Annotated in this window: 24 protein-coding genes; 14 read left to right on the forward strand and 10 right to left on the reverse strand. The window is 72.9% G+C overall.

The genetic code is table 11. The features are described 5' to 3' along the window. Nucleotides 1-29 precede the first annotated feature (29 nt). Entirely contained in the window at nucleotides 30-1,253 is a 1,224-nt protein-coding gene (locus tag RWE79_RS11465) for a benzoate/H(+) symporter BenE family transporter (protein ID WP_475939945.1), read from the forward strand. Nucleotides 1,254-1,271: 18 nt separating this feature from the next. Here the strand turns inward: RWE79_RS11465 and yczR are convergent, their stop codons facing one another. Beyond that, on the reverse strand, nucleotides 1,272-2,717 hold the full coding sequence (gene yczR, locus RWE79_RS11470; protein ID WP_475939946.1) for a MocR-like transcription factor YczR: 1,446 nt from the start codon (nucleotides 2,715-2,717) through the stop codon (nucleotides 1,272-1,274). Nucleotides 2,718-2,778: 61 nt separating this feature from the next. Here yczR and RWE79_RS11475 point away from each other — a divergent pair, with 61 nt between their 5' ends. Both RWE79_RS11475 and RWE79_RS11480 read left to right on the forward strand, forming a co-directional pair. Continuing rightward, nucleotides 2,779-2,973: a hypothetical protein gene (locus RWE79_RS11475; protein ID WP_475939947.1), complete on the forward strand. Its 195-nt coding sequence runs from the start codon at nucleotides 2,779-2,781 to the stop codon at nucleotides 2,971-2,973. Between the two features lie 6 nt (nucleotides 2,974-2,979). Beyond that, complete coding sequence (locus RWE79_RS11480) at nucleotides 2,980-3,921, forward strand: serine/threonine dehydratase (RefSeq protein ID WP_475939948.1); 942 nt, start codon at nucleotides 2,980-2,982, stop codon at nucleotides 3,919-3,921. On the opposite strand, the gene RWE79_RS11485 is transcribed toward RWE79_RS11480, so the two are convergent. The 3 genes from RWE79_RS11485 to RWE79_RS11495 form a co-directional block, all read right to left on the reverse strand. After that, on the reverse strand, nucleotides 3,916-4,812 hold the full coding sequence (locus tag RWE79_RS11485; protein WP_475939949.1) for a LysR family transcriptional regulator: 897 nt from the start codon (nucleotides 4,810-4,812) through the stop codon (nucleotides 3,916-3,918). The two genes, RWE79_RS11480 and RWE79_RS11485, sit on opposite strands and share 6 nt — an antisense overlap. 43 nt (nucleotides 4,813-4,855) lie before the next feature. Further along, nucleotides 4,856-5,521 carry a hypothetical protein gene (locus RWE79_RS11490; protein ID WP_475939950.1) on the reverse strand — a complete coding sequence of 222 codons (666 nt, stop codon included), beginning with the start codon at nucleotides 5,519-5,521 and terminating at the stop codon, nucleotides 4,856-4,858. A gap of 160 nt (nucleotides 5,522-5,681) precedes the next feature. After that, on the reverse strand, nucleotides 5,682-6,488 hold the full coding sequence (locus RWE79_RS11495) for a DUF6597 domain-containing transcriptional factor (protein ID WP_475939951.1): 807 nt from the start codon (nucleotides 6,486-6,488) through the stop codon (nucleotides 5,682-5,684). 35 nt (nucleotides 6,489-6,523) lie between these two features. On the opposite strand from RWE79_RS11495, the gene RWE79_RS11500 reads away from it, so the two are divergent. Further along, nucleotides 6,524-7,132 carry a TIGR03086 family metal-binding protein gene (locus RWE79_RS11500; RefSeq protein WP_475939952.1) on the forward strand — a complete coding sequence of 203 codons (609 nt, stop codon included), beginning with the start codon at nucleotides 6,524-6,526 and terminating at the stop codon, nucleotides 7,130-7,132. 192 nt (nucleotides 7,133-7,324) lie between these two features. Here RWE79_RS11500 and RWE79_RS11505 read toward each other — a convergent pair whose 3' ends face one another. Next, nucleotides 7,325-8,161, reverse strand: coding sequence for an undecaprenyl-diphosphate phosphatase (locus RWE79_RS11505; protein WP_475939953.1), 837 nt, complete (start codon nucleotides 8,159-8,161; stop codon nucleotides 7,325-7,327). 156 nt (nucleotides 8,162-8,317) lie between these two features. Here RWE79_RS11505 and RWE79_RS11510 point away from each other — a divergent pair, with 156 nt between their 5' ends. The 3 genes from RWE79_RS11510 to mmpA all read left to right on the forward strand — a co-directional run bounded on the left by RWE79_RS11510 (nucleotide 8,318) and on the right by mmpA (nucleotide 11,011). After that, entirely contained in the window at nucleotides 8,318-10,198 is a 1,881-nt protein-coding gene (locus RWE79_RS11510; protein ID WP_475945750.1) for a cellulase family glycosylhydrolase, read from the forward strand. 86 nt (nucleotides 10,199-10,284) lie between these two features. After that, the gene (locus RWE79_RS11515; protein WP_475939954.1) at nucleotides 10,285-10,731 is read left to right on the forward strand and encodes an SPW repeat protein; all 447 of its coding nucleotides are present in this window, start codon (nucleotides 10,285-10,287) and stop codon (nucleotides 10,729-10,731) included. A gap of 139 nt (nucleotides 10,732-10,870) precedes the next feature. Further along, a complete protein-coding gene (mmpA, locus tag RWE79_RS11520) occupies nucleotides 10,871-11,011 on the forward strand; it encodes a morphogenic membrane protein MmpA (RefSeq protein ID WP_475939955.1) in 141 nt (46 codons plus the stop codon). An 88-nt stretch (nucleotides 11,012-11,099) separates the two neighbouring features. On the opposite strand, the gene RWE79_RS11525 is transcribed toward mmpA, so the two are convergent. Together RWE79_RS11525 and RWE79_RS11530 are read right to left on the reverse strand one after the other, a co-directional pair. Beyond that, nucleotides 11,100-11,966, reverse strand: coding sequence for a Gfo/Idh/MocA family protein (locus RWE79_RS11525; protein ID WP_475939956.1), 867 nt, complete (start codon nucleotides 11,964-11,966; stop codon nucleotides 11,100-11,102). Nucleotides 11,967-11,968: 2 nt separating this feature from the next. Next, nucleotides 11,969-12,328 carry a 5-carboxymethyl-2-hydroxymuconate Delta-isomerase gene (locus RWE79_RS11530; RefSeq protein ID WP_475939957.1) on the reverse strand — a complete coding sequence of 120 codons (360 nt, stop codon included), beginning with the start codon at nucleotides 12,326-12,328 and terminating at the stop codon, nucleotides 11,969-11,971. A 172-nt stretch (nucleotides 12,329-12,500) separates the two neighbouring features. Here RWE79_RS11530 and glnII point away from each other — a divergent pair, with 172 nt between their 5' ends. From glnII to RWE79_RS11545, 3 genes are all read left to right on the forward strand, one after another. Continuing rightward, nucleotides 12,501-13,520: a glutamine synthetase gene (gene glnII, locus RWE79_RS11535; protein WP_475939958.1), complete on the forward strand. Its 1,020-nt coding sequence runs from the start codon at nucleotides 12,501-12,503 to the stop codon at nucleotides 13,518-13,520. Between the two features lie 175 nt (nucleotides 13,521-13,695). Beyond that, entirely contained in the window at nucleotides 13,696-14,979 is a 1,284-nt protein-coding gene (locus RWE79_RS11540) for a sensor histidine kinase (protein WP_475939959.1), read from the forward strand. Next, nucleotides 14,943-15,590, forward strand: a complete 648-nt coding sequence (locus RWE79_RS11545) for a LuxR C-terminal-related transcriptional regulator (protein ID WP_475939960.1) — start codon at nucleotides 14,943-14,945, stop codon at nucleotides 15,588-15,590. The genes RWE79_RS11540 and RWE79_RS11545 overlap by 37 nt, the downstream gene beginning before the upstream one ends. Before the next feature lie 49 nt (nucleotides 15,591-15,639). Here RWE79_RS11545 and RWE79_RS11550 read toward each other — a convergent pair whose 3' ends face one another. Further along, complete coding sequence (locus RWE79_RS11550; protein WP_475939961.1) at nucleotides 15,640-16,308, reverse strand: Tat pathway signal sequence domain protein; 669 nt, start codon at nucleotides 16,306-16,308, stop codon at nucleotides 15,640-15,642. Between the two features lie 547 nt (nucleotides 16,309-16,855). Here RWE79_RS11550 and RWE79_RS11555 point away from each other — a divergent pair. The 3 genes from RWE79_RS11555 to RWE79_RS11565 all read left to right on the forward strand — a co-directional run bounded on the left by RWE79_RS11555 (nucleotide 16,856) and on the right by RWE79_RS11565 (nucleotide 18,926). Next, nucleotides 16,856-17,722 (forward strand): TetR/AcrR family transcriptional regulator, encoded by an 867-nt coding sequence (locus tag RWE79_RS11555; protein WP_475939962.1) that lies wholly within the window; start codon nucleotides 16,856-16,858, stop codon nucleotides 17,720-17,722. A gap of 161 nt (nucleotides 17,723-17,883) precedes the next feature. Further along, nucleotides 17,884-18,534, forward strand: a complete 651-nt coding sequence (locus RWE79_RS11560) for a DUF6230 family protein (protein ID WP_475939963.1) — start codon at nucleotides 17,884-17,886, stop codon at nucleotides 18,532-18,534. After that, nucleotides 18,534-18,926 carry a DUF6114 domain-containing protein gene (locus RWE79_RS11565; protein ID WP_475939964.1) on the forward strand — a complete coding sequence of 131 codons (393 nt, stop codon included), beginning with the start codon at nucleotides 18,534-18,536 and terminating at the stop codon, nucleotides 18,924-18,926. Before RWE79_RS11560 ends, RWE79_RS11565 begins: the two co-directional genes overlap by 1 nt. Here the strand turns inward: RWE79_RS11565 and RWE79_RS11570 are convergent. Continuing rightward, on the reverse strand, nucleotides 18,910-20,865 hold the full coding sequence (locus tag RWE79_RS11570; protein ID WP_475939965.1) for a hypothetical protein: 1,956 nt from the start codon (nucleotides 20,863-20,865) through the stop codon (nucleotides 18,910-18,912). The two genes, RWE79_RS11565 and RWE79_RS11570, sit on opposite strands and share 17 nt — an antisense overlap. Before the next feature lie 52 nt (nucleotides 20,866-20,917). Here RWE79_RS11570 and RWE79_RS11575 point away from each other — a divergent pair, with 52 nt between their 5' ends. Continuing rightward, the gene (locus RWE79_RS11575) at nucleotides 20,918-21,622 is read left to right on the forward strand and encodes an N-acetyltransferase family protein (RefSeq protein ID WP_475939966.1); all 705 of its coding nucleotides are present in this window, start codon (nucleotides 20,918-20,920) and stop codon (nucleotides 21,620-21,622) included. Between the two features lie 175 nt (nucleotides 21,623-21,797). Here RWE79_RS11575 and RWE79_RS11580 read toward each other — a convergent pair whose 3' ends face one another. Then, entirely contained in the window at nucleotides 21,798-22,547 is a 750-nt protein-coding gene (locus tag RWE79_RS11580; protein WP_475939967.1) for a TNT domain-containing protein, read from the reverse strand. Nucleotides 22,548-22,824: the final 277 nt, after the last annotated feature.

Here is a 22,824-nt window from a genome sequence, read left to right on the forward strand (position 1 = left end):
GGCCGCGGCGGCTTGCTAGCGTGTTCCGTATGTGGAACACGGTGTGGACCGGCCTGGTGGCCGCCGTCGTCGGCTTCGCGAGTTCGTTCGCCGTCGTCGTGGCGGGTCTGCGGGCGGTGGGCGCGGACCAGGACCAGGCGACGTCGGGGCTGTTCGCGCTGTGCCTGGCCATGGGGGTGCTCGGTATCGGGTTCGGGCTGCGCTACCGGCAGCCGATCAGTGTCGTGTGGTCGACGCCTGGGGCGGCGATGCTGGTCGCGGCCGGCCAGCAGCCGGGCGGCTACCGGTACGCCGTGGGGGCGTTCGTGGTCGCCGGCGCGCTGACGCTGCTGACCGGGCCGTCGGGCCGGCTCGCCGGGCTGATCTCGGCCATCCCCACGCCGATCGCGGCCGCGATGCTGGCGGGCGTCCTGCTGCAGATCTGCCTTGCCCCGGCCAGGGCCGCCGTACAGCTGCCGTCGCTGGCCCTGCCGGTGATCGCGGCCTGGCTGCTGCTGGCCCGGTTCGCGCGGCGGTGGGCGGTACCGGGCGCGCTGCTGGTGGCGCTGGCCATGATCGCGCTGCGGCCCACGGCCGGGGCCGGGGTGTCGTCCGGCGGGCTGCTGCCGGGGCTGGCCTTCACCGTGCCGGCCTTCGGCGTGGGGCCGCTGATCGGCCTGGCCGTCCCCCTCTACCTGGTGACGATGGCCTCCCAGAACCTTCCGGGCGCCGCCGTGCTCGCCACGTACGGCTACCGGGCCCCGATGCGTCCGGTCCTGATCGGCACCGGCGCCGCCACCGCACTCGGCGCGCCCTTCGGCGGCTTCTCCGTCAACCTGGCCGCGATCACCGCGGCCCTGGCCGCCGGCCCCGACGCGCACCCCGATCCCGCACGCCGCTGGATCGCCTCGGTGTCGGCGGGCGGGGCCTATCTGCTCTTCGGCCTCGGCGCGGGCTCGGCGACGATGCTGCTGGCCGCCGCTCCCCCGCTGCTCATCGAGGCGGTGGCCGGGCTGGCCCTGCTGGGCGCGCTGAGCGGTGCGCTGGGCGCGGCGATGGCCGACCCGGAACGCCGGGAGGCGGCCATGGTGGCGTTCGTGGTCAGCGCCTCGGGCATCACGGTGGCCGGGATCAGCGCGCCGTTCTGGGGGCTGCTGGCCGGGCTGGCGGTGGCGGCGGCCCTCACCCGCGTACGCGAGCCGCAGCCCGCGCCGGAACCGCAGCCCGCGCCGGAGGCCGGGCCCGAGGCCGGGCCCGAGCCGGAGGCCGCCTGACCGGACACACCGGCCAGGTCAGGCCACCCAGCGCGGCCGCTGGGCGCCGGGCGACAGCGGCAGCCCGTCAGTCAGGGCGGCGGCCATCCGGCGCACCGCCTCGTCGAGGGTGTCGGCGGGCAGCGTGTACGGGATGCGCATCCGGTGCTCGAAGGTGCCGGGGTGGGCGGCGAACTGGGTGCCGCTCTCGATCCGTACGCCGTAGTCGAGGACCCGCTCCGCCAGGGCCGAGCCGATCGGCTCGCCCAGGTCGACCCACAGGCCCAGGCCGCCGGGCGAGGGCTGCCAGCTCCACTGCGGGAGATGGCGGCCCAGCGCGGCGACGAGGGCGGCCCGCTGCCCGCGCACCTGCTCCAGCCGGGCGGGGAGCAACTCGGCGTCGCGGGCGAGGAGTTCGAGGGACAGCAACTGCTCCAGGACCGCGCCGGCCATGTCGGCGGCGACGCGCTGTCCGGCCAGTTCGGTGACCAGCCGGGAGGGCGCGCGCAGCCATCCGACGCGCAGGCCGCCCCAGTGGCTCTTGCTCATCGAACCGATGGTGATGACATGGTCGCCCTCGCCGCGCCCGGCGCGGCAGGCGAAGGGCTCCGGGGCGGGGACGTCCAGGGCGATGTCGGCGATGGTCTCGTCGATGACCAGCATCGTGCCGGCGTCCCGGGCGGCCCGCAGCACCCGGGCCCGCTGCTCGTCGGGCATCAGGCAGCCGGTCGGGTTCTGGAAGTCGGGGATCAGATAGCCCAGCCGGGGCACGGCCTGCCGCAGTGTCGACTCGATGATCCCGCTGTCCCAGCCGCTGTCGGTGACCGGCACCGGGGCGACCCGCAGCCCGGGGCGGCGGACGGCCTCCAGGGCGTTGGCGTACGTGGGGTTCTCGATCAGCACCCGGTCCCCCGGGCCGGCGAGCAGCCCCAGCACCAGGCTGAAGGCCTGCTGCGCCCCGGAGGTGACCAGGATCTGCTCCGGCAGGGTGGCCAGGCCGCGTGCGGTGTAGCGGGCGGCGACGGCGGCGCGCAGCTCGGGCAGCCCGTAGGGGTGGTAGCCGGAGGTGGGGGCGTACTCCGCGACCCGGGGAGTGATTGCGGCGAGCGCGTCGGTCAGCACCTGCTCGGGGATCCCGGGGGCGGCCTTGGTGAGGTCGATCGCGCTGTCCTCGTGGCTCAGCAGCCGGTTCACCAGGGCCGGGCGCCGGTTCTCCGGCAGTGCGGTGAAGGTCCCGGAGCCGCGCCTGCTGTGGACGTAACCGCTCTCGCGCAGCAGGTCGTACGCGGCGGTCACGGTGGCCCGGCTGGTGCGCAGCGCGGGGGCGAGTTCACGCTCGGCCGGAAGCTTGACGTGCAGCCCGATCCGCCCGTCCAGGATCAGCGCGCTCACCGCCTGGGCGAGGTGCCGGTACGCGGGCCGGGCCCCGGCGGGGTCGGGGAGCAGCGCGGCGAGCTGCCGCGCGCCGAGCCGTGAGTCCGCCACCTTGCCACTCTCCTTGAATTGGTCATGTTGTTCGGGCCAATGACATCACAGACTTGGCCAGGTGGACAGCACCCAGATCACCGACCGGTTCGAACGCGACCTCCAGCGGCGGCACGAGGCACCGCTCGCGCAGCCCCTGCGCCTGCCCCTGCGCCTGCCCGTGCGCCTGCCCGTGGCCCTGACCCCGACCCTGTCGGCAGGCCTGCGCCGGCTGCGACAGCTGCGGCTGCGGCTGCCGGCGCCCCGGGTACGGTGAACGGTGATGACCGAACTGAGCTACGCCGACGTCAAATCCGCCGCCGACCGCATCGCCGGGCAGGTCCGCCCGGTGGCCCTGGCCCCCGCCGACCCCGGTGAACTCGGCCCCGCCGACGGGTGGTTCGCCCTGGAGCTCCTCCAGCACACGGGCACCTTCAAGGCCCGGGGCGCGGCCAACTTCGTCGCCGCCCACCTCGACGCCGGCACCATGCCCGAGGCCGGGGTCGTCATCGCCAGCGGCGGCAACGCGGGCCTGGCCTGCGCCTGGGCCGCCGGACGGCACGGCATCAGGGCGAGCGTCTTCGTCCCGGAGACCGCGCCCGAGGTGAAGGTGGCCGGACTGCGTGCCCTGGGCGCCGACGTACGGCAGGTCGGCACCGAGTACGCCGAGGCGCTGGAGGCCTCGCGGGCGTACGCGGCCGGGACCGGGGCCGTGGAGTCCCACGCCTACGACCATCCGCTGATCGCCGCCGGGGCCGGCACCCTGCTGGACGAGATCCACGCGGCGCTGCCCGGCCTGGACACCGTGGTCCTCTCGGTCGGCGGGGGCGGCCTGTTCGCGGGCGTCGCGGCCGCCGCCGCGCGGCACGGGGTGCGGGTCGTCGCCGTCGAGCCGGAGCGCTGCCGGGCGCTGAACGCGGCACTCGCGGCCGGCGAGGTCGTGGACGTGACCGTCGACTCGGTCGCCGCCGACGCGCTCGGCGCCCGCCGGGTCACCCCCATGGCCCTGCACTGGGCCCAGCAGGGCGACGTACGGTCCGTCCTCGTCCCGGACGAGGCCGTGGTCGCCGCCCGCCGGGCCCTGTGGACCGGGCGGCGGCTGGCCGTCGAGCACGCCGCCGCGACAGCGCTGGCCGCGCTGCGCACGGGCGCGTACGTCCCCGGGCCGGGCGAGAGGGTCGCCGTCGTGCTGTGCGGTGCCAACACCGACCCCTGCGGCCTATAGCGGGGGCGCCGTGCCCAGTCCGGCCCGTGCGTGCCGCACCAGGGCCCGGGCGGCGGGACCGGCCGGGCCCCGGGAACGCCAGGCGAGGGCCAGCCGGGAGCTCAGCGCCGGCTCGGTGACGGTCACGGCGAGCAGCGCCGGCGAGCGGGCCGCCGCGAGCGACTCGGGCAGTACCGCCACCCCCAGGCCCTGAGCGGCGAGGTCGGCGAGCACGGCCGGGTCGCTCGCCTCGAAGGCGATACGCGGCCGGAAACCGGCGCTCGCGCAGGCGTCGTCCACGGCGGTGCGCAGACCGGTCCCCCGGGTCAGCGTGATCAGGGCACGGTCCCGGAGGGCGGCCAGGCGGACCGTACCCGCGTCCGCGAGGGGGTCGTCGGGGGCCACGGCGGCCACCAGCCGCTCGTCCACGACGACCTGGATCGCGATGCCCTCGGGCGGGCCGGCCGCCAGGCCCACCACGGCCAGGTCGAGCCGGCCGGCCAGGACGTCGTCGAGCAGGACGTCGGAGTTGGCCTCGGTGAGGCTGATCTCCACCGCCGGGTGCCGCCGGTGGAAGCCGGCCAGCACGGCGGGCAGCGGCAGCGCCCCGCAGGACGCCACCATGCCCACGGCCACCTGGCCGCGTACGAGCCCTGTCAGCTCGTCCACGGCGAGCCGCGCCCCGTTCACCGCCTCCAGCGCCGCCCGTGCGAACGGCAGCACCGCCCGGCCCACCTCGGTCAGCCGGACGGTGCGCCCCGACCGGTCGAACAGCGGCTGCCCCAGCTCCCGTTCGAGCCGGCGGATCTGCGCGCTCACCCCCGGCTGGGCGACATGCAGCCCGGCGGCGGCACGGGTGAAGCTCGCCTCGTCGGTGACGGCGACGAAGTACTCGAACTGGCGCAGTTCCATGACGTCGGATGCTAGTGCGGCGGCCGGGCGGTCACCGCACCGGTCAGCCCCGCGAGGAGCTGTGCTGCTGCTGTCCGCCCTGGCCGCCGCCCGGCCGCCCGGAGTTGCCCGGCGTCTGCGGTCGGCCCTGCCCCTCGGGACGGTTCTGGCCCTCCGGACGGTTCTGCCCCTGCGGGGGCTGTCCGGTCACCACCGTCCCGGTCGAAGGGCGGCGGATCTGCCTGATGTCGGAGATCCTCTTGTCCGACAGGTCCGACTGGACACTCAGATACGTGAACGACCGCTGCGGGCCGCCCTCCCAGGTCAGCTGTACATAGGTGACGAGGTGGCCGGCGCCGCTGCTGGCGTACTTGACCGCCCACGCGGAGGGCACGTTCTGGGCCCGCAGCACACCGTCGGCGTGGCTGGTCCGCTCCCAGGCGGTGAGGCGCTGACGGAGCGCGTCGGTGAGGTAGAAGCCGCGCAGTTCCGCGGCGAGCCTGCTGTTGCGGCCCGATGCGTAGGCGGCGTCGATGTAGGCGCCGTAGAAGTCCGCGACCCGGTCCACGACGGCCCTCGGGGTCCCGCTCCGTACGAGGTGATCCGGCCCCTGCCCCTGGTACCCCGACGGGGCGGGCGGCGGTGCCTGCGCGGTGGCCGGTGCGGTGAAGGCGGCCGCCGCGACGACTGCGGCGAGGACGGTGCGGCGGGCTCTGCGGAAGCTGGTCATGGCGATCGGTGGCCTTTCGCGTGCCTGGGGGCACCACCCAGCATCAACTGGGGGTGGGCGATTTCACCCAAAGAGGGCACTTCATCCTGCGCGATCGACCTGGCTCCGCCGGGTTGTACACGCGGCCGGCGGTCTGCGGTCCTACTAAAGGCCCTGCGGGTCACGCTCCCGCGTAGCGGGCCGGGGGCGCGCCGACGGCGGCGGTGAAGTCACGGGTGAGGTGCGCCTGGTCGGCGTAGCCGAGGTCGGCGGCGAGGGCGGCCCAGTCGATGCCGGCGCCCCGGGCGGCGCGGGCGGCGGCCTCGTGGAGGCGGGCCCGGCGCAGCACCCACTTGGGGCCGGCCCCGACGTACTCGGCGAACAGCCGCTGCAGGCGCCGCACCGGCACGCCGAGTTCCGCGGCGACCTGGCCGACGCGGTGGAGGGAGGGCTCGGCGGTGATCCGCTCGACCATCAGCGCGACCTCAAGGGCGAGCGGGTCGGGCTCCTCGGGCAGCCTGGGCAGCAGGAAGGCCTCCGCCAGGCGGGCCATCGCGGCGCCGTCGGCCGCGGCCAGCACCGCGCGGCTCACCGGGGCGGCCTCCGGCCCCAGGACCGCGGCGGCCGGGACCCGCCGGTCCGCGAGGGCGGACACCGGGCCGCCGGCCAGGCCCCGGAAGCCGCCCGGCCGGAACTTCACCCCGAGCACCTGGCCGGCGCCCTCCAGCCGCCGTACGAACAGCCCCCGGTCGACGCCGTACACCAGCGGCTCGGGTTCCTCGAAGACCAGGTGGACGCTGGGGTGCGCCAGCACCTTGGTCTCGTACGCCGGCCTGCCGCGCAGATCCCAGCGGACGTGCCAGTAGAACTCCACGTACGGCGCGGCCCGCGGCCCGGCGTCGTACCGCTGAAGGCGGCTGACCTGCGCGGTCTCACCGGGGTGGAGCACCCCGCGGCCGATCGCCGGCTCACTGTCGCGTTTGTTCAAGACCGTCCTCCGCCCCCGCGCCTAGCGTGCCATCCATGGAGAGCAACCTGCACCCGTACATGACCGAAGCCGCCGCCGAAGCCGCCCGGATCGCGCGCGGTGTCAGCCCCGGGCAGCTGGCCGGGCCCACGCCGTGCGGCACCTGGGACACCCGGACCCTCGTCAACCACTGGGTCCTCTACTCCTCCCACGGCCTCGAACACCGGGCCCGGCGCACACGGCTCCCCGACGCCCTCACCGAGCACGACTTCACCGCCGACCCGGACTGGGCCGCCGCGTACGCAGCCCAGCTGGACCGCGCCGTCGCCGCCTGGGCGGACCCGGCCACCTGGGAGGGGGAGGTCGATCTCGGCTTCGCCTCGATGCCCGCCCCCGAGATCGCGTCCCTCGTCATCAAGGAGACCGTCGTCCACGGCTGGGACGTCGCCCGCGCCACCGGCCAGGGCGGCTTCCGCTGCTCCGACGGCCTGGCCGCGCTCATCCTCCGCGCCGTCGACGACCACGCGGAGATATACCGGCAGTACGAGGGGTTCGCCGAGCCTGTGGCCCTGACGGACCCCGCCTCCGCGACCCCCCTGGACCACGCCCTCGCCCACTCCGGGCGCAACCCCCACTGGACCCCCACCACAGCGACTACGCGCTGAGGACCCCCGCGCCCGGAGGACGGAGTCCGCCGCAGCGGACCGAAGCCCGCGAAGCGGCGCGAGAGACGCCGACAGAAGAGGCCGAGGTGTTCGCCGAGCCTGTGGCCCTGACGGACCCCGCCTCCGCGACCCCCCTGGACCACGCCCTCGCCCACTCCGGGCGCAACCCCCACTGGACCCCCACCACAGCGACTACGCGCTGAGGACACCCGTGCCGAGCAGGCCGAAGAGCAGGGCGCCGATGATGAGGCGGTAGATCACGAACGCGTTGAACGAGTGCTTGGCGACGAACTTCAGCAGCCAGGCGATCGAGGCGTAGGCGACCAGGAAGGACACCGCCGTGCCGACCGCGAGGGGGGCCATGTCGACACCGGCGCCGACGGCGTCCTTGAGCTCGTAGAGGCCGGCGCCGGTGAGGGCGGGGATGCCGAGGAAGAACGACAGGCGGGTGGCGGCGACGCGGTCGAGGTCGAGGATGAGCGCGGTCGACATGGTGGCGCCGGAGCGGGAGAAGCCGGGGAAGAGGAGGGCGAGGATCTGGGAGGAGCCGACGAGCATGGCGTCCTTGAACGTGGTGTCGTCCTCACCCCGCTTGTGGCGGCCCATCTGGTCCGCGCACCACATCACGGCGCTGCCGACGATGAGGGAGCCGGCCACCACCCACAGGGAGGCCAGCGGGCCCTCGATCAGCTTCTTGGCGGCGAGGCCGACGACCACGATCGGGATGGTGGCGTAGATGACCCACCAGGCGAACTTGTAGTCGTGGTGGTAGCGCTCCTCGCGGTTGCGCAGGCCGCGGAACCAGGCGGAGACGATCCGCACGATGTCCTTGAAGAAGTACACGAGCACGGCGGCGATGGCCCCGACCTGGATGACCGCGGTGAAGGCGACCACGGCCTTGTCGTCGACCGGGATGTCCATCAGTCCCTCGGTGATCTTGAGGTGGCCGGTGGAGGACACGGGAAGGAACTCGGTCACCCCCTCCACGACTCCGAGCACCACGGCTTGGCTGACACTGATCGCGCTCATGGGACCCATCTCTACGGAGGCTTCGACCCTACATAGTGTAGGGGTAGGCGGGCGATGGCCTACGGTTCCGAACAGTCTGCAACAGGGCGGCCGGCGGCTCCGCATCGGTCGGCCTTATTGACGGACTGTCAGGGCGGCCTCAATGTAATGTCCATGATGAGACGACAGGGACGGCTGGGGCTGGTGTTCTCTCTGTTCACCGCCCTCGCCCTCACCCTCGGTAGCGGCACGGACACCAGCGCCGCAGCCGACGCAGCAGCCGACGCCCCCGCGGGCTCCCTCTGGTTCGACAACACCCCCCTCACCGTGACCGGCACCGGCTTCACCGACGGCTACGGCCGCCAGGTGGTCCTGCGCGGCTACAACGTCTCCGGCGAGACCAAGCTGGAGGAGAACGACGGCCTGCCCTTCGCCTCGGTCGCCGACGCCCGTAAGTCCGCCGCCGCGCTGCGCGCCCTCGGCGGCGGGAACACCGTCCGCTTCCTGCTGTCGTGGGCGCACGCCGAGCCGGTACGCGGCCAGGTCGACACCGCGTACCTGTCCGCCGCGACCGCGCAGATACAGGCCTTCCTGGACGCCGGGATCCGGGTCTACCCCGACTTCCACCAGGACCTCTTCTCCCGCTACCTCTTCAACGAGGGCAGCTGGTACACCGGTGACGGCGCCCCGAAGTGGGTCGTGGACGCGGGCGGCTATCCGGCCGAGTCCTGCGGCATCTGCCTCTTCTGGGGCCAGAACATCACCTCGAACTCGGCCGTCACCCAGGCCACGTACAACTTCTGGCACAACACCGGCGGCATCCAGGACGCCTTCCTGGTCACCGCCCAGACGACCATGACCTACCTGGCCCAGCACCTCACCGCCACCGGGTTCACCGGGGTGGCCGGCTTCGACCCGTACAACGAGCCGCACTTCGGCACGCTCGACTCGGGCCAGACCAGCCGCACCTGGGAGCAGAACGTCCTCTGGCCCTTCTACCAGAAGTTCCGGGCCCGGATGGACGCCGCGGGGTGGACGGCCAAGCCCGCCCTCGTCGAGCCCAACCTCTTCTGGAACGCCAACCTCGACTCCCAGAAGCAGGAGGGCGGCCTGCTCGACGCCGGGACGCTCGGCCCGCGCTACGTCTTCAACACCCACTTCTACGACCAGGCGGCGATCTGCGGCATCTGCATGTGGGGCAACGCCTCCGACGGCCAGTACGCCACCAACTTCGCGACGATCCGCGACCGCGCCGCCGCGGCCGGCACCGCGGCGGTCGTCAGCGAGTTCGGGCATCCGCTGTCCGGGTCGACCTCGGGCAAGGCCCCGACCATCCTGAAGGCCATGTACCAGGCGCTGGACTCCCGGGTGAAGGGCGCGAGCTGGTGGTCGTCCCCGCAGACCTCGGGCACGGTGCTGTCGGGCACCCAGTGGCAGTGGGACATCTACAACGACCGCCACAACGAGCTGATGAACGACAACCCGGACAAGGTGCTCACCGACAACGACGCCTGGAACGACGAGGACCTGTCCGCCGTCGCCCTCGACGACTCCGGCACCGTCGTGCTGCGCCAGGACAGCCGCCTGCTCGACCGCCTCTATCCCTCGGCCACCGCCGGCAGCGCCCTCGCCTTCACCTACGAGGACCGCTCCCGCGACGGATCCACCACCCTGACCTGGAACCCGGTCCCCAGCTCACTGCCCAACGTCTCCTCCCTGGTCGGCTCCGGGCAGTACGGACTGGTGGTCTGGCGCTCCACCGGCATCTCCGCGCCGACCGAACTGCACCTGCCGGCGTCGTTCGCGACCTCGTCGACGACGGTCGTCTCGGACCTGGGCACGGTCACCGGCCCGTCCGCGTACACCACCGGTGCCGCGGTGGGCGTCGCGGTGGAGCCCGGCGGCTCCGGCAGCCGGCGCCTGCTGCTCACGGCGCCCGCCGACTCCGGCACCCTGCACTACGCGCTGGTCGCCAACACCTCCGCCGGGGCACCGTCGGCCGCGCTGCGGACGGCCGCGCAGACCGAGCTGACGGCTTGGGCGAAGAGCCACTTCTGACATATACCAATAAAGGGAAGACAAGCGCACAATAGTGATGATTCAGCTCGGTCGGACTTGCAGAACGGAAGAAGGAGGCGAGTCGTATGGCCGACGTCTCTCACCGCCCAGGTGATATCTCCGCCCATCCCGATGTGCCGGAGATGCGCGACCGCTACGCCCGCATGCTGGGTGAGCGGGATGTCGTACTCGTGGACGGCCCGGTGGTGCTCGCCGGTCTCTACTGCGCCATCTCCCCCTGGACGGTGCACTTCTCGGGCGCCCAGCCGCAACTGGCGCTCAACAACCTCGTCCTGGGCATCGCTGTCGCGGTGCTGGGGTTCGGACTCGCCATGGGTTCCACGAGGATGTACGGCCTGAGCTGGGCGATGGCCGCGATCGGTGTCTGGCTGATCGTCGCCCCGTGGGTGGTCGGCAACAACCCCAGCACCGGGGCGATCATCAACAACATCGTCATCGGCGGCATCACCTGCCTCCTCGGCCTGCTGGCCGCCGGCACGCTGATGCGGGCCACCCGCCAGTCGTCCGCCTGACACGGACGCACCGGACACACCGGACACACCGGACACACCGGGAGACCGTTCCCCGATGCGCGGCCCGCCACCCGGCGGGCCGCGCATCTGAGTATCCGCACTCATGTGCACGACCCCCCGCAGGGGGCAGGCTGCGGTTATGGACGAGATCACGAACGGCGGCGGATACGACTACAACGAACGCGCGACGGCCGCGGGCCTGGCACTGGCCGGCGCCCTGGCGGTGGCCTGGCTGGCCGGGATGGTCTACGTCATCGCCAGCTGGTCGGCGGTCGGTTGATCCGGATCGGGCAGCCGCACGGCTCCGGCCCCCGGGGTCCGGCGGGGCCGCCGGGGACGTACGCGCCGAAGGTGCCACCGTGCCCGGGCTATTCGGCGGAAGCCAGCAGTTCCGTCACGCGCAGGGCGAAGCGGGCGTCGCAGGGGTGCGGGCGGCCGGTACGGGCTGCGTCGACGAGGGCGTCGATCGCGTGGCCGAACGCCACAACCGGGCCCTCGCCCCGGCCGGGCAGGGCGAACACCCCCGCCGTGCCACGCAGTTCGAGCGCGACCCCGGCGGCCTCGGGCGGGGCGGTGAGGCTCAGCGTGACGCTGCTGGAGGCACCGCCGGCATGCCGCAGCACGAGGTGGACGGTGTCGCCGGGACCGGGAGCGGCGGTCAGGCCGGTGACGTCGCCGAGCACCGGCAGCAGCACGGACAGGGCATGCGGCCCCACGTCCCACAGGGCGCCCTTCTCGCGCCGCCAGCGCGAGGCCGCGTACGGGCTGTCGCCGGAGCCGGCGAAGACCGAACCGAGCCAGTCGGCGCGGGCGGTGAACCAGCCGCCCTGGGCGGCGCGGTCGTCGGTCCAGGCGGCGGAGGCGGCCTCGAAGCGGACCGTGAAGAAGACCACCGAGGCCACCCCGGCCGCCTGCGCGGCGTCGGCGACCTCGCGCGCCGCGGCGACGGTGGTGGCGAGCGGCTTGTCCAGCAGCAGGTGCCGGCCGGCCCGGGCGGCCCGTACGGCCAGGCCCGCCTGCACGTCGGGCGGCAGGGCGATCGCGACGGCGTCCACGTCGGCCAGGAGCTCGTCCACGTCCTCGTAGGCGCGCGTCCCGTGGCGTTCCGCGAGCGCGGCGGCGGCCTCGGGCCGGCGGCCCCAGACACCGGTGAACTCGGCGTCCGGGTGGGCGGCGAGGGCCGGGGCATGGGCGCCCCCGGCCCAGGGACCGGTGCCCAGGAGTCCGAAGCGCATGGCTACGGCTCCAGATGGCGGGCGTAGGCGGGGCTGAGGTCGCTGACGTCGACGGAGGTCGCGACGCTCAGTCCGGGGGTGGCGGCGGTGTGCCGGCGGGCCAGGTCGAGGACGGCGGCGGTGAGTTCGGTCCTGGTCTGCGGGCTGCGGCCGGGAAGCAGTGCCAGCTCGATGTGGATCAGGGCGTGGCCGCCGGAGCCGTCGCCGAGGACCGCCTCCTCGACCCGGCGGAAGCGGGTCCTGCACGCCTCGACCTTGGTGGTGGCGATCCCGGCGACGAGCGGATGCAGGGCGAGTGCGAACCCCTGGCGGTCGAACGCGTCGGTGAGGGCGTCGGAGTACTCCACGGTGATGTGCGGCATGCGGCCACCCTATTACCGGCGATCCGCCGGGCCTCAGCGGGCGCCCGGCGGATATTCGTAGAGTCGTTCACACTGGGTTAACACGAGGGCAATGGTTGAGAAATCGCAGGTTGTGACGCTGCGACATAGCCCAATGCACCCGCAAAGCCCGCGTTTGTTAAGGATGAGGCCCGTGCCCTACAAGGCTGAGTACATCTGGATCGACGGCACCGAGCCGACCGCCAAGCTTCGTTCGAAGACCAAGATCGTCGCTGACGGTGCCGAGCCGGGGATCTGGGGCTTCGACGGCTCCAGCACCAACCAGGCCGAGGGCCACGCGTCGGACCGCGTACTCAAGCCCGTCGCGACCTACCCGGACCCGATCCGCGGCGGTGACGACATCCTCGTCATGTGCGAGGTCTTCAACATCGACGACACCCCGCACGAGTCCAACACCCGTGCGCTGCTCCGCCCGATCGCCGAGAAGTACGCGACCCAGGAGTCGCTGTTCGGCATCGAGCAGGAGTACACCTTCTTCGAGGGCTCCCGCCCCCTCGGCTTCCCGGCGGGCGGCTACCCGGCCCCGCAGGGCGGCTACTACTGCGGCGTCGGCGCCGACGAGATCTTCGGCCGCCCGGTCGTCGAGAAGCACCTCGACAACTGCCTCAAGGCGGGCCTGGGCATCTCCGGCATCAACGCCGAGGTCATGCCCGGCCAGTGGGAGTTCCAGGTCGGCCCGCTGTCCCCGCTGGAGGTCTCCGACCAGCTGTGGATCGCCCGCTGGCTGCTCTACCGCACCGCCGAGGACTTCGGTATCTCCGCGACCCTGGACGCCAAGCCGGCCAAGGGCGACTGGAACGGCGCGGGCGCGCACACCAACTTCTCCACCAAGGCCATGCGCGAGGGCTACGAGGCCATCATCGAGGCCGCCGAGTCCCTCGGCCGCGGTGACAAGCCGCTGGAGCACATCACGAACTACGGCACCGGTGTCGAGGAGCGTCTCACCGGCGCCCACGAGACCGCCCCGTGGAACGAGTACAGCTACGGCGTCTCCAACCGCGGCGCCTCGGTCCGTATCCCGTGGCAGGTCGAGGTCGACAAGAAGGGCTACATCGAGGACCGGCGTCCCAACGCCAACGTCGACCCCTATGTGGTCACCCGCCTCATCGTCGGCACCTGCTGCGAGGCCCTGGAGGCCAAGGACCTCGTCTGAGGCCCTCACCCACGGCTCTGTTCCGAGGGCGCCCGTCACCATGACGGGCGCCCTCGGCGCGTCCGGGGTCCGTCCGGGGTCCGTCCGGAGCGCGGAGGGTGTCGCCACGTACACCCGTGCGTGCGGGTGCCAGCCCCAGTGACGGGCCGCGCACCGGGTCGGCAGACTGCGGGTCATGAACCCGAAGAACGTGCTGTTATCGATCCGGCACGCGGCCGTACTGGCCGTACTGGCCGTGGAGTCGGCGCTGCTGCTGACCCTGGTCACCGCGTCGGTCGCGACCGTCCCCTGCGGGATCGGCGTGCTGACCACCCCCGGCGTCCTGGACCTGGTACGCCGGCGGGCGGATCACCGGCGGCGGCTACTGGAGAAGTGGTACGGCGTGCGGACGCCCAGCCCCTACCCGCCCGAGCCGCCGCGCCACGGCACGGGGGTCAAGAGGCAGTGGCACCGATGCTGGTGGCTGCTGGAGGACCCCGCCACCCAGCGCGACCTCCAGTGGCTGGCGTTCGACTCCCTCGTCGGCGCGTTCCTGGCCTGGCTCAGCGTCGCCGTCCTCCCCAAGGCGCTGTACGGATTCGCGCTGGCGGCGGGTCTGTGGCGGCCCATCTACCGGGCGGGCGGCGGTGACTGGTACGACTTCGTCCATGTGACCAGCCAGGACCGGGCGTGGATGGCGGCCGGGCTCGGCGTCGTCTACCTGCTGCTCGGCCTGCGCTACACGCCGCGGATCATGGCGCTGCACACCCGGTTGAGCCGGCAGCTGCTGTCCCCCACCCCGGCGCGCGAACTGAGGCTGCGGGTGGCGCGGCTGGCGGAGACCCGGGCGGACGCGGTGGATGTCTCGGCCGCCGAACTGCGGCGTATCGAGCGCGATCTGCACGACGGGGCCCAGGCGCGGCTGGTGGCCATGGGCATGAGTCTCGGCCTGATCGAGCACCTGCTGGAGAACGACCCCGCCCAGGCCCGCCGGCTGCTCGCCGAAACCCGGCAGTCCTCCTCCCACGCCCTCACCGAACTGCGCGAGCTGGTGCGCGGTATCCATCCGCCGGTACTCGCCGAGCGCGGACTGGGCGACGCGGTACGGGCGCTGGCGCTGCGGTCGTCGATTCCCGCCGAGATCACGGTGGAGTTCACGGGCCGCTTCCCGGCCCCCGTGGAGGCGGCCGTGTACTTCGCCGTCTCCGAGCTGCTGACCAACGCCGCCAAGCACGCGGACGCCGGGCGGCTCTGGCTCGACCTGCGCCACGACGGCGGGACGGGCATGCTGCGCGTCACGGTCGGTGACGACGGCCGGGGCGGGGCGGACCCCGCCGGCGGCACCGGACTGCGCGGGGTGGAACGGCGACTCGGTACGTTCGACGGGGTACTCGCCGTCAGCAGCCCGGCCGGCGGCCCGACCACCGTGACGATGGAGGTGCCGTGCGTGTCGTCCTCGCCGAAGATCTCTTCCTGCTGAGGGACGGTCTGGTGCGGCTGCTGGAAGCGTACGGTTTCGAGATCGCGGCCGCCGTCGAGTCGGGGCCCGAACTGCTCTCCGCCCTGCTGGAGTTGAAGCCGGACGTCGCCGTCGTCGATGTGCGCCTCCCGCCGTCCTTCACCGACGAGGGCCTGCAAGCCGCCCTCCACGCGCGCCGCGTGGTGCCCGGACTGCCGGTGCTGGTGCTGTCCCAGCATGTCGAGCAGCTCTACGCCCGCGAGCTGCTGGCCGACGGCACCGGTGGCATCGGCTATCTCCTCAAGGACCGCGTCTTCGACGCCGGCCAGTTCGCCGACGCGGTACGCCGGGTGGCGAAAGGCGGCACCGCGATGGACCCGCAGGTCGTCTCGCAGCTCCTGGCCCGCCACGTCACCGACGAGCCCCTGGGCCGGCTGACCCCGCGCGAGCGCGAGGTGCTGGAGCTGATGGCCCAGGGGCGCTCCAACACCGCCGTGGCCGCGCAACTGAGCGTCACCGAACGGGCGATCGCCAAGCACACGTCCAACATCTTCGCCAAGCTCGGCCTGCCGCCCTCGGACGACGACAACCGCCGGGTGCTGGCGGTGCTCGCCCACCTCGACGGGACATGACGGCGGTCCTGTTGCCGGAGAACAGGCAACAGGACCACCGAGCGGGGCGTCAGTTCACGAAGACCGAGGGGCTGCCGGTCTGGGTGGTGTCGGTGACCGGGGCGTACTTCGCGGTGAAGTAGCCGCTGCTGAAGCACAGCGCCGAGCCGGAGGTCTTGGTGAACTGCTGGTTGCTGAAGGTGATGCTGTTGTCGGTGTTGCTGGACGAACCGGTCAGGCTGCTCGCCTGGTACACACAGGTGATCGTCCCCAGCAGGGTCTTGAGGACGACCGTGGTCTGGATGGGGGCGGCCGAGCTGGCCGGGGTCACCGTGACCACACCGGCGGACGTCACGGTGGTGACGTACGGCAGGTTGTTGACGGTCACGCTGGAGACACCGGTGACGCCGATGACGTTGCTGGTGCAGTTGGCGAAGGTGTGGGCGGAGACCGACTCGGTGGCGGTCCCGGAGGAGGCCGGGTTGGCGGTCACGGAGGCGGTGAACTGCGAGGTGGAGCAGATGACGCCGCTGGTGCCGGTGGAGCTGGAGTAGAGGGTGGCGGTGGTGCCGGTGGACAGCGGCGCCGTGAGGACGTCGCCCACCGCGGCGGCGGTGCCGGCCGCGCTGCCGGTGGTGAGGACGTTGGTGGCGTCGGCGTCGGCGGAGGCCGGCAGGGCGGTGAGCAGGGACAGCGCGGTGACGGTGGTTGCCATGGCGAGAGCGGTTCGGATACGCATGCGGGTGTCCTCTTTCGGAGGGTTGGGGGGATGCCGTGTGGGGGTGTGGGGGTGGGGCGCGGGTGGAGCGTGGGTGGAACGTGGGGGTTGTGGGGGCCGCCGCCGGCCTGTGGCGCCTTCTCCGTACGCGACGGACCGGCGGCGGCGTTTCCGGGCAGCGCGCCGTGCGCCTACGCGCCAGGCCCTGTCCGGGCGATCGCGAACGGACCGGACGCCAGGCGGCGATGGGGCCGTTCCTGATCGGCCGGACAGGGCCTGATGACGTGGGGCAGGGCGCGGGCGTGGGGAAGGGGGGCAACCGACCCGGAAAACTTCATGTGCGCGCACTCCTCAGGGGGGAGGGGTGCCGGGAAGATGTCGTGCAGACGGAACATGCCGTGCAGACGGACATGGTGCGTGTGGTGCGCAGGGCGTGTGTTGCGTGGTGCCTGTGATGCGTGGTGCGTGGTGTCTCGGTCCGGCGCCACGGACTCGTAAGAAACCTGTGAAGGTTGTAAACCTGATAGGTATTCAGCGTCAAGGGTGAACTCGGAAGGAAGTTCGAGAAATGAGCGTCGTACTTCCCGGAACCAGGGCCGGTCGTGATCCTGAGCGATCCATCAGACGAGGCCCGCGCAGGCTGCCCGCCGAGGTGGTGGCCGCGACCCAGCGGGACCGGCTGCTGGACGGCATCGTCCGTACCGTCGCGCAGGCCGGCTACACCAAGGCCCGGATCAGTGACATCTGCCAGGCCGCCGGGGTCACCCGGCCGGTCTTCTACGAGCAGTTCGAGGGCAAGGAGGACGCCTTCATCGCGGCCCACCGGCACGGGACCTCGCTGGTCGTCGCCTCGATGGGCACGGCCTTCGACGCGGTCGCGCCCGAGGACTGGCCGACCGGCATCCGGGACGCCCTCGCCACACTGCTCCGCATCCTGGCCGAGGCCCCGGCCTTCGCGACGATGGCGGTGGTCGAGCTCGACGCCGTCGGGGCGGCCGGACGCGCGGAACGGGAAGCGCTGCTGGCCTGCTTCCGGCGCTTCTTCGCGGCGGCGCCGGTCGGCGAGGGCGTGTCGCGGACCGAGCTGGTCGACGCCGTCGTGGGCGGGGTCTACGCGAGCATCCACCGGCGGATCGCCGCCGGTGGGACGGCCGAACTGCCCGGACTGCTGCCCACCCTGGGCTACTTCGTACTGGCACCCTTCCTCGGTCCGGCGGAGGCCGCCGCATGGCTGGCGAAGCCGGGCCCGGTGGCGCTGGCCGCCTCGCCCCCCTGCCTGTCGGGAGGGGGCCCGCCCGGCGGCTCGTCCGGCGGCTCGTCCGGCGGCTCGTCCGGCGGCTCGTCCGGCGGCTCACAGAAGGTCCGCCACGTAACCGACACACCGTCAACATCGTTTTCCCACAAGCCACTTGACCCGACTCTTACCGCGGGGTAGCTTCCTCACCGGCTACAGCGACGTGCCACGGAAAGCCCTTGCGCTCCGCCGGGAGGTGCACGGGCAGGCGCACGCCGCCCATCCGCTGTCCGCGCCAGGACAACGTGCCAATGAACCATGCGTGATTCTGTTCCGCGTTCACCACGTTCCTGGGAGCTTTCATGAGCACGTCCCCCGAAGCCGTCGCATCAGGCGACGACAGCACCACACCGGCGCCGTCCAGACGCGGACGCGTCCGTTTCCGCCGGGCGGCGGTCATGGCCGTACCCGCCGGTCTCATCGGCGCGACCCTGATGGTCCTCAGCGCACAGGGGGTACTCGCCTCCCAGTTCGCGATCTCCGGTATGCCGTTCACGGTCACCGCGGACAAGCTGGATGGCACGGGCTTCGAGCAGTTCGGCGGCCTCGACACCATGTCCAAGGACAGCCCCAACGCCGGTGACACCGGCGGCCAGGTACTGATCATCACCTCGGCGATCAAGAAGGCCGAGCTCTACAACCTGTGCCAGAGCGTCGACCTCGGCGGCATCAACCTCCGGATCACCGCCGGCACCGGCAGCACTCCGGTGACAGCCCGCCACCTGACCACCGACTCCACCCTGATCCAGGGTGATGCCTCGTTCAAGAACATCGAGATCGGCAACGACGCCAGCGAGCTCAACAAGGCCGGCGTCAAGGGACCGATCGGCGTCTTCAGCCAGCAGTCGGACAAGGTCACCATCATGAACCTGCGGCAGACCAACTACGCCACCACGGCCGCCCTCTTCAAGCTCCCCGGCCTGCACCTCAGCTTCAGCGACCAGGCCTGCTGATGAGCGGCTTCGCCGCATGGCGCGGACGCCGTCCCTTCTGGGGCGGCGTCCTGCTCACCCTCGGGGGCGGTGAGATCCTGCTGACCATGCACGCCCCCATCGGCATCGTGGTGCACATGGGCACCATGGGGCTGGCCGGATTCCTGCTGCCCGCTCTGATGATCGTCTGCGGAGTGCTGACCCTCTGCAACCCGGCGCAGCGGCTCTTCTACTCCCTCGTCGGTGTGCTGCTCTCCCTCGGTACCTGGATCACGTCCAACCTGGGCGGCTTCATCCTGGGGCTGATCCTCGGCATCGTCGGCTGCTGCCTGACCTTCGGCTGGCTGCCCGAGCAGGGACCGCGGCAGCGCCGCGTCCTCCGCCGTCGCGGAGGCGCTAGCGCAACGTCGTGAGCGAGTCGCCCGAGTCGAGCACGCCGGTCAGCTCGGCCCGGGCGCCCCGCTCGGCGGGCGCGGCCAGCGTGCTGCCCGTCCCTGTAGCCGTGACCCCGCCGGACGCCTCGATCCGTGCCACGTCCGGGCTCCCGGCCGCCAGCAGGTACCAGTTCCCGGCGGTCGACTTCCACAGCACGCCGGCCAGTACCTGCGGCAGGTGACCGCCGCACGCCGCGGTGTCCGAACCGCTCTGCCCCACCGGTGCTCCCGGGCTGGTGGCCGAGGCCGTCGGCGGCAGGAACAGCGCCAGTGCCCGGCCGGCACCCCGCCAGGTGTCGGACCGCAGGCACACCCAGGAGGCGGTCCCGTTCCGCTCGGGCAGGAGCTGGTGGGAGTACTCCCAGGCGTCGACGGTCCGCACCCCGTGGCCGCGCAGGGCCGGTAGATTGCATACAGTATGTGCCCAACTGGCGCGGGCCGTCGGGCCGGCCGCCCCGGACCGCTGGTACGTCAGCTGCGCCGGCACCAGCTCGCCGAGGTCGGTCAGCAGATACGGACGGCCGCCGGTCCGGGCCGCGTTGGCGAACTCCAGCACCGGCCATGTCGTCCCGCAACTCCCGGCGCCGGTGTCCGCGCCCGGGATGCGCACCGGGTCCGTCACACCGTCCGCCGTCCGGTGCAGCGACACGGCGGCCCGGCCGGGGGCCAGCAGATCGCGGGTCCGGGCCCGGCTGACCCAGGGGGCGGTCAGAAAGCGCGTGTTGCCGTCCGTCCGGCCGACCACCACGGCCGCCGTGGTGGCGCCCGCGCCGTCCACCCGCGCGAAGTCCAGTGCCGCCGCGCCCGCCCCGCCGCCGCCGCCACCACCCGCCCGGCTGCCCGGCTCCGCGTACCGTACGACCCGCATCCCGTCGTACAGCACCACCACCACGGCCCCGTCCACCTCGCCCGCGTACAGCAGCTGCGGCTCCTGCGCCGGGCGGCTTCTGGCGGTGCCCACGGTGGCCGACACCCGTACGGCCGGGCCCGGGTTCGCCCACACCGCGAGCGCCCGGCCGAGCAGCGCGGTGTCCTTCGTACGGCCGCCGCGCGCCGGCCACGCGGTGAAGTCGGTGCGTGCGGTGTGCCGCCACGCCCCGCTCCTCGCCCGCACCAGCTTCCCCGGGTCGCGATACGCCCCCGCGTACGTCCCGGACGGCGCGCCCGCGGCGGCGTACGGCTCCGCTGCCCCGCCCAGAGTCCCGCCCAGGATCCCGAGCAGGGCCCCGGCGACCGCCACCGCGCCGGCGACGATCAGCCCGGCCTTCACGTGCTGCCGCCGGCGCAGCAGGTCCGTCGGCCGGGCCCCGACGGTGGCGGGGTCGAACTCCCGGCCGCGCAGCAGCCCTTCGGGCAGCGCCTCGGCCGCCTTCACCGCCGTACGGGCGTCCGCCGCCCCGAGCCGCTCCAGCAGCCCGCAGATCCGCGCGCGGTCCAGCCCCTCCGACTCGCGCAGGACGTAGGCCGCGCGCCCGGCCGCGTCCAGCGGTGTCAGCGCCCGGTCCAGTGCCGACTCGTCCGTCCCGCCCGCCTTCGGATGGAGCCGCAGGCCCCACACATACGGCGGCGCGGCCATCACCGGCCCCAGCCCCGACCGCAACCCCAGCGGCAGTCCCAGCGGCAGTCCCGGGCGCCCTCGTCGCCGGAGCCCCGACCGCAGCGCGGCGCGCAGCACCTCCTGCCGCACCAGCGCGTACGCCGAGGCCGCCACCACCGGCGACCGCGGCAGCGCCCGCTGGACGAGGGCGTGGGCGGTGATCACCCGGCGGTGCCGGCCCAGTGACGGCGGCAGCGTGAGATAGGCCAGCCGCACCAGGTGCGGGTAGTGCTCCACCAGTGCCGCTTCGGCCTCTTCGACGTCCACCTCGACGGACCCGGCCCGCGGCGGACGGGCAGCTGTCGCCTGCTTCGACTCCACGTTCAGGGAAACGAGTGAATCCTGCGATGGTCACCCCGGCACAATGGCGGACATGAGCGATCTTGACTTCCGCCCCGCCCGTGACGCCGACGCCCCGGCGCTGGTACGGCTCCGTGACGATGCCGCCCGCTGGATGCAGGCCAACGGGATCGTCCAGTGGAAGCCCGGCGAACTGGGCGAGGACCACTTCCGCCGCCGCATGGCCGAGGGCGAGGTGTGGCTCGCGGAGGCGTCCGGCCGGGCCGTCGGCGGCTGGGAGCTGTGGTGGAACGACCCCGCCGCCTGGGGCGTCAGGCCGGCGGACGCGGGCTATGTGCACCGGCTGATGGTGGACCGCGCGGCGGCGCCGCCCGGTGCCGGGCGGACGATGCTGGCCGAGGCCGAGCGCCGGATAGCCGAGGCGGGGCGGGCGTACTGCCGGCTGGACTGTGTGTCGACGAACCCGAGGCTGCGGGCGTACTACGAGAGTGCCGGGTACACGGTGGTCGGCGAACAGCCGCTCAAGGACGGCGGGCTGGGGAGCAGGTACGCCGTGACGCTGCTGGAGAAGGAGCTGACGGCGGGGAGTTACGAGGAGTCCGCGCGGCGGGCCCGTTCGAAGGCCTCGCGGGCGGAGCGCTGGATCTCCTCCCGCTCGCGCAGGACGGACTCCATCTCCTCGGCGGCGTCCGGCCCCGGACCGGGGCCGCGCCGGGTGAGCTGGTCATGGAGGAAGCGGCATGCCGCGTCCTCGGTGCTCAAGCGCCGGAACGGCTGACAGACGCCTCGTTCGCAGGTGCCGACGACCCATGCGTCGCCCTCCTGCCGGAGGTATCTGAAGTCCACGGGCCTCGGCCGGGTCTCGTGGAAGCCCGGGATCTCGTACAGCCCGTCGGCGACGCCCTCGGAGGCGAGCACCTCGCACAGCTCACGTCGGTCCATGTCGGGTCCCGTCAGTTCAGGCGCTTGAGGAAGCCGCCGGTGACCAGCGTGCCCACATTGTCGGTCGTTCCGGGGATCTTGTACTGGATGCCCTCGCCCGGCTGGTTGAACCACGGGGCGGCGGGGCCCGCCTCGACCGTGAACGGCTTCAGGACCTTGTACACGTGGTAGTTGAAGGGGTAGGCCCCCTCGATGGTGTTGAGGCTCTGCGGCGGCAGGGAGCGCTGGGAGTACGGCGTGCCGGCCGGAGCCAGGAACTGGCCGCCCTCGCCTCCGAAGCGGTCGAGTTTCTGCCCCACGAGGAGCGGCAGGTTCACGGAGATCGCGTTGCCCGCCGCGTCGAGCCGGAAGCCGTTCTTGATCGGGAAGTCGTAGCGCCCCTGCGCGGGGAGCCACCAGGTCTGGATGAATCCGTTGGCGGTCTGTCCGCCGAGGCGCCGGTAGTCGGCGAGGATCGCGCCGAGTACACCCCTGGTGGGCAGGAAGCGCGGCCCGAGGCGGGGGTCACCGCAGAAGTACGTGGGATCGGTGAAGGTGATGCCGACGCAGGTGTTGGGCCTGTCACCCCTCTCCGACGCGGTCGGGTGCGGGGTCGTGGCGGTCGGGGAGCCCGGCAGGGGGCGGCCGGCGGCGGCCGGTGTTCGCCCGGCGCGGCCGGGGTCGTCCGCCTGAGCGGGCGCGATCGCGCCCATGAGCGCGCTGACGGCCAGCACGAGTACGGCGGGAAGCGCGGACAGGGATATTCGCCGGCGAGACCTCACGGGTCCTCCAGGGGAGTCGTCCGCGGTATGCCGATGACGTCGGCGCGGCCGCGGAGGGAAGCGGAACGGCACCCGGTGACACAGCGCAGCTTCTGGCTACACAGTGTCACCATGGGCACTGTATGCGTACCCCCGCGACTCCCCAGCGCAAGGCGCCACGCCGGTAATTCATCCGTATGGGCCCCATATGGGCCTTCCTCGATCACCGGACCGGCCGAGAAGCCGGTGCCCGCAGCCATCGCCGGGAGGTACCCCCGGTCCGGCGATCGAGGAGGGA

This window comes from Streptomyces sp. RLA131, from assembly GCF_056270125.1.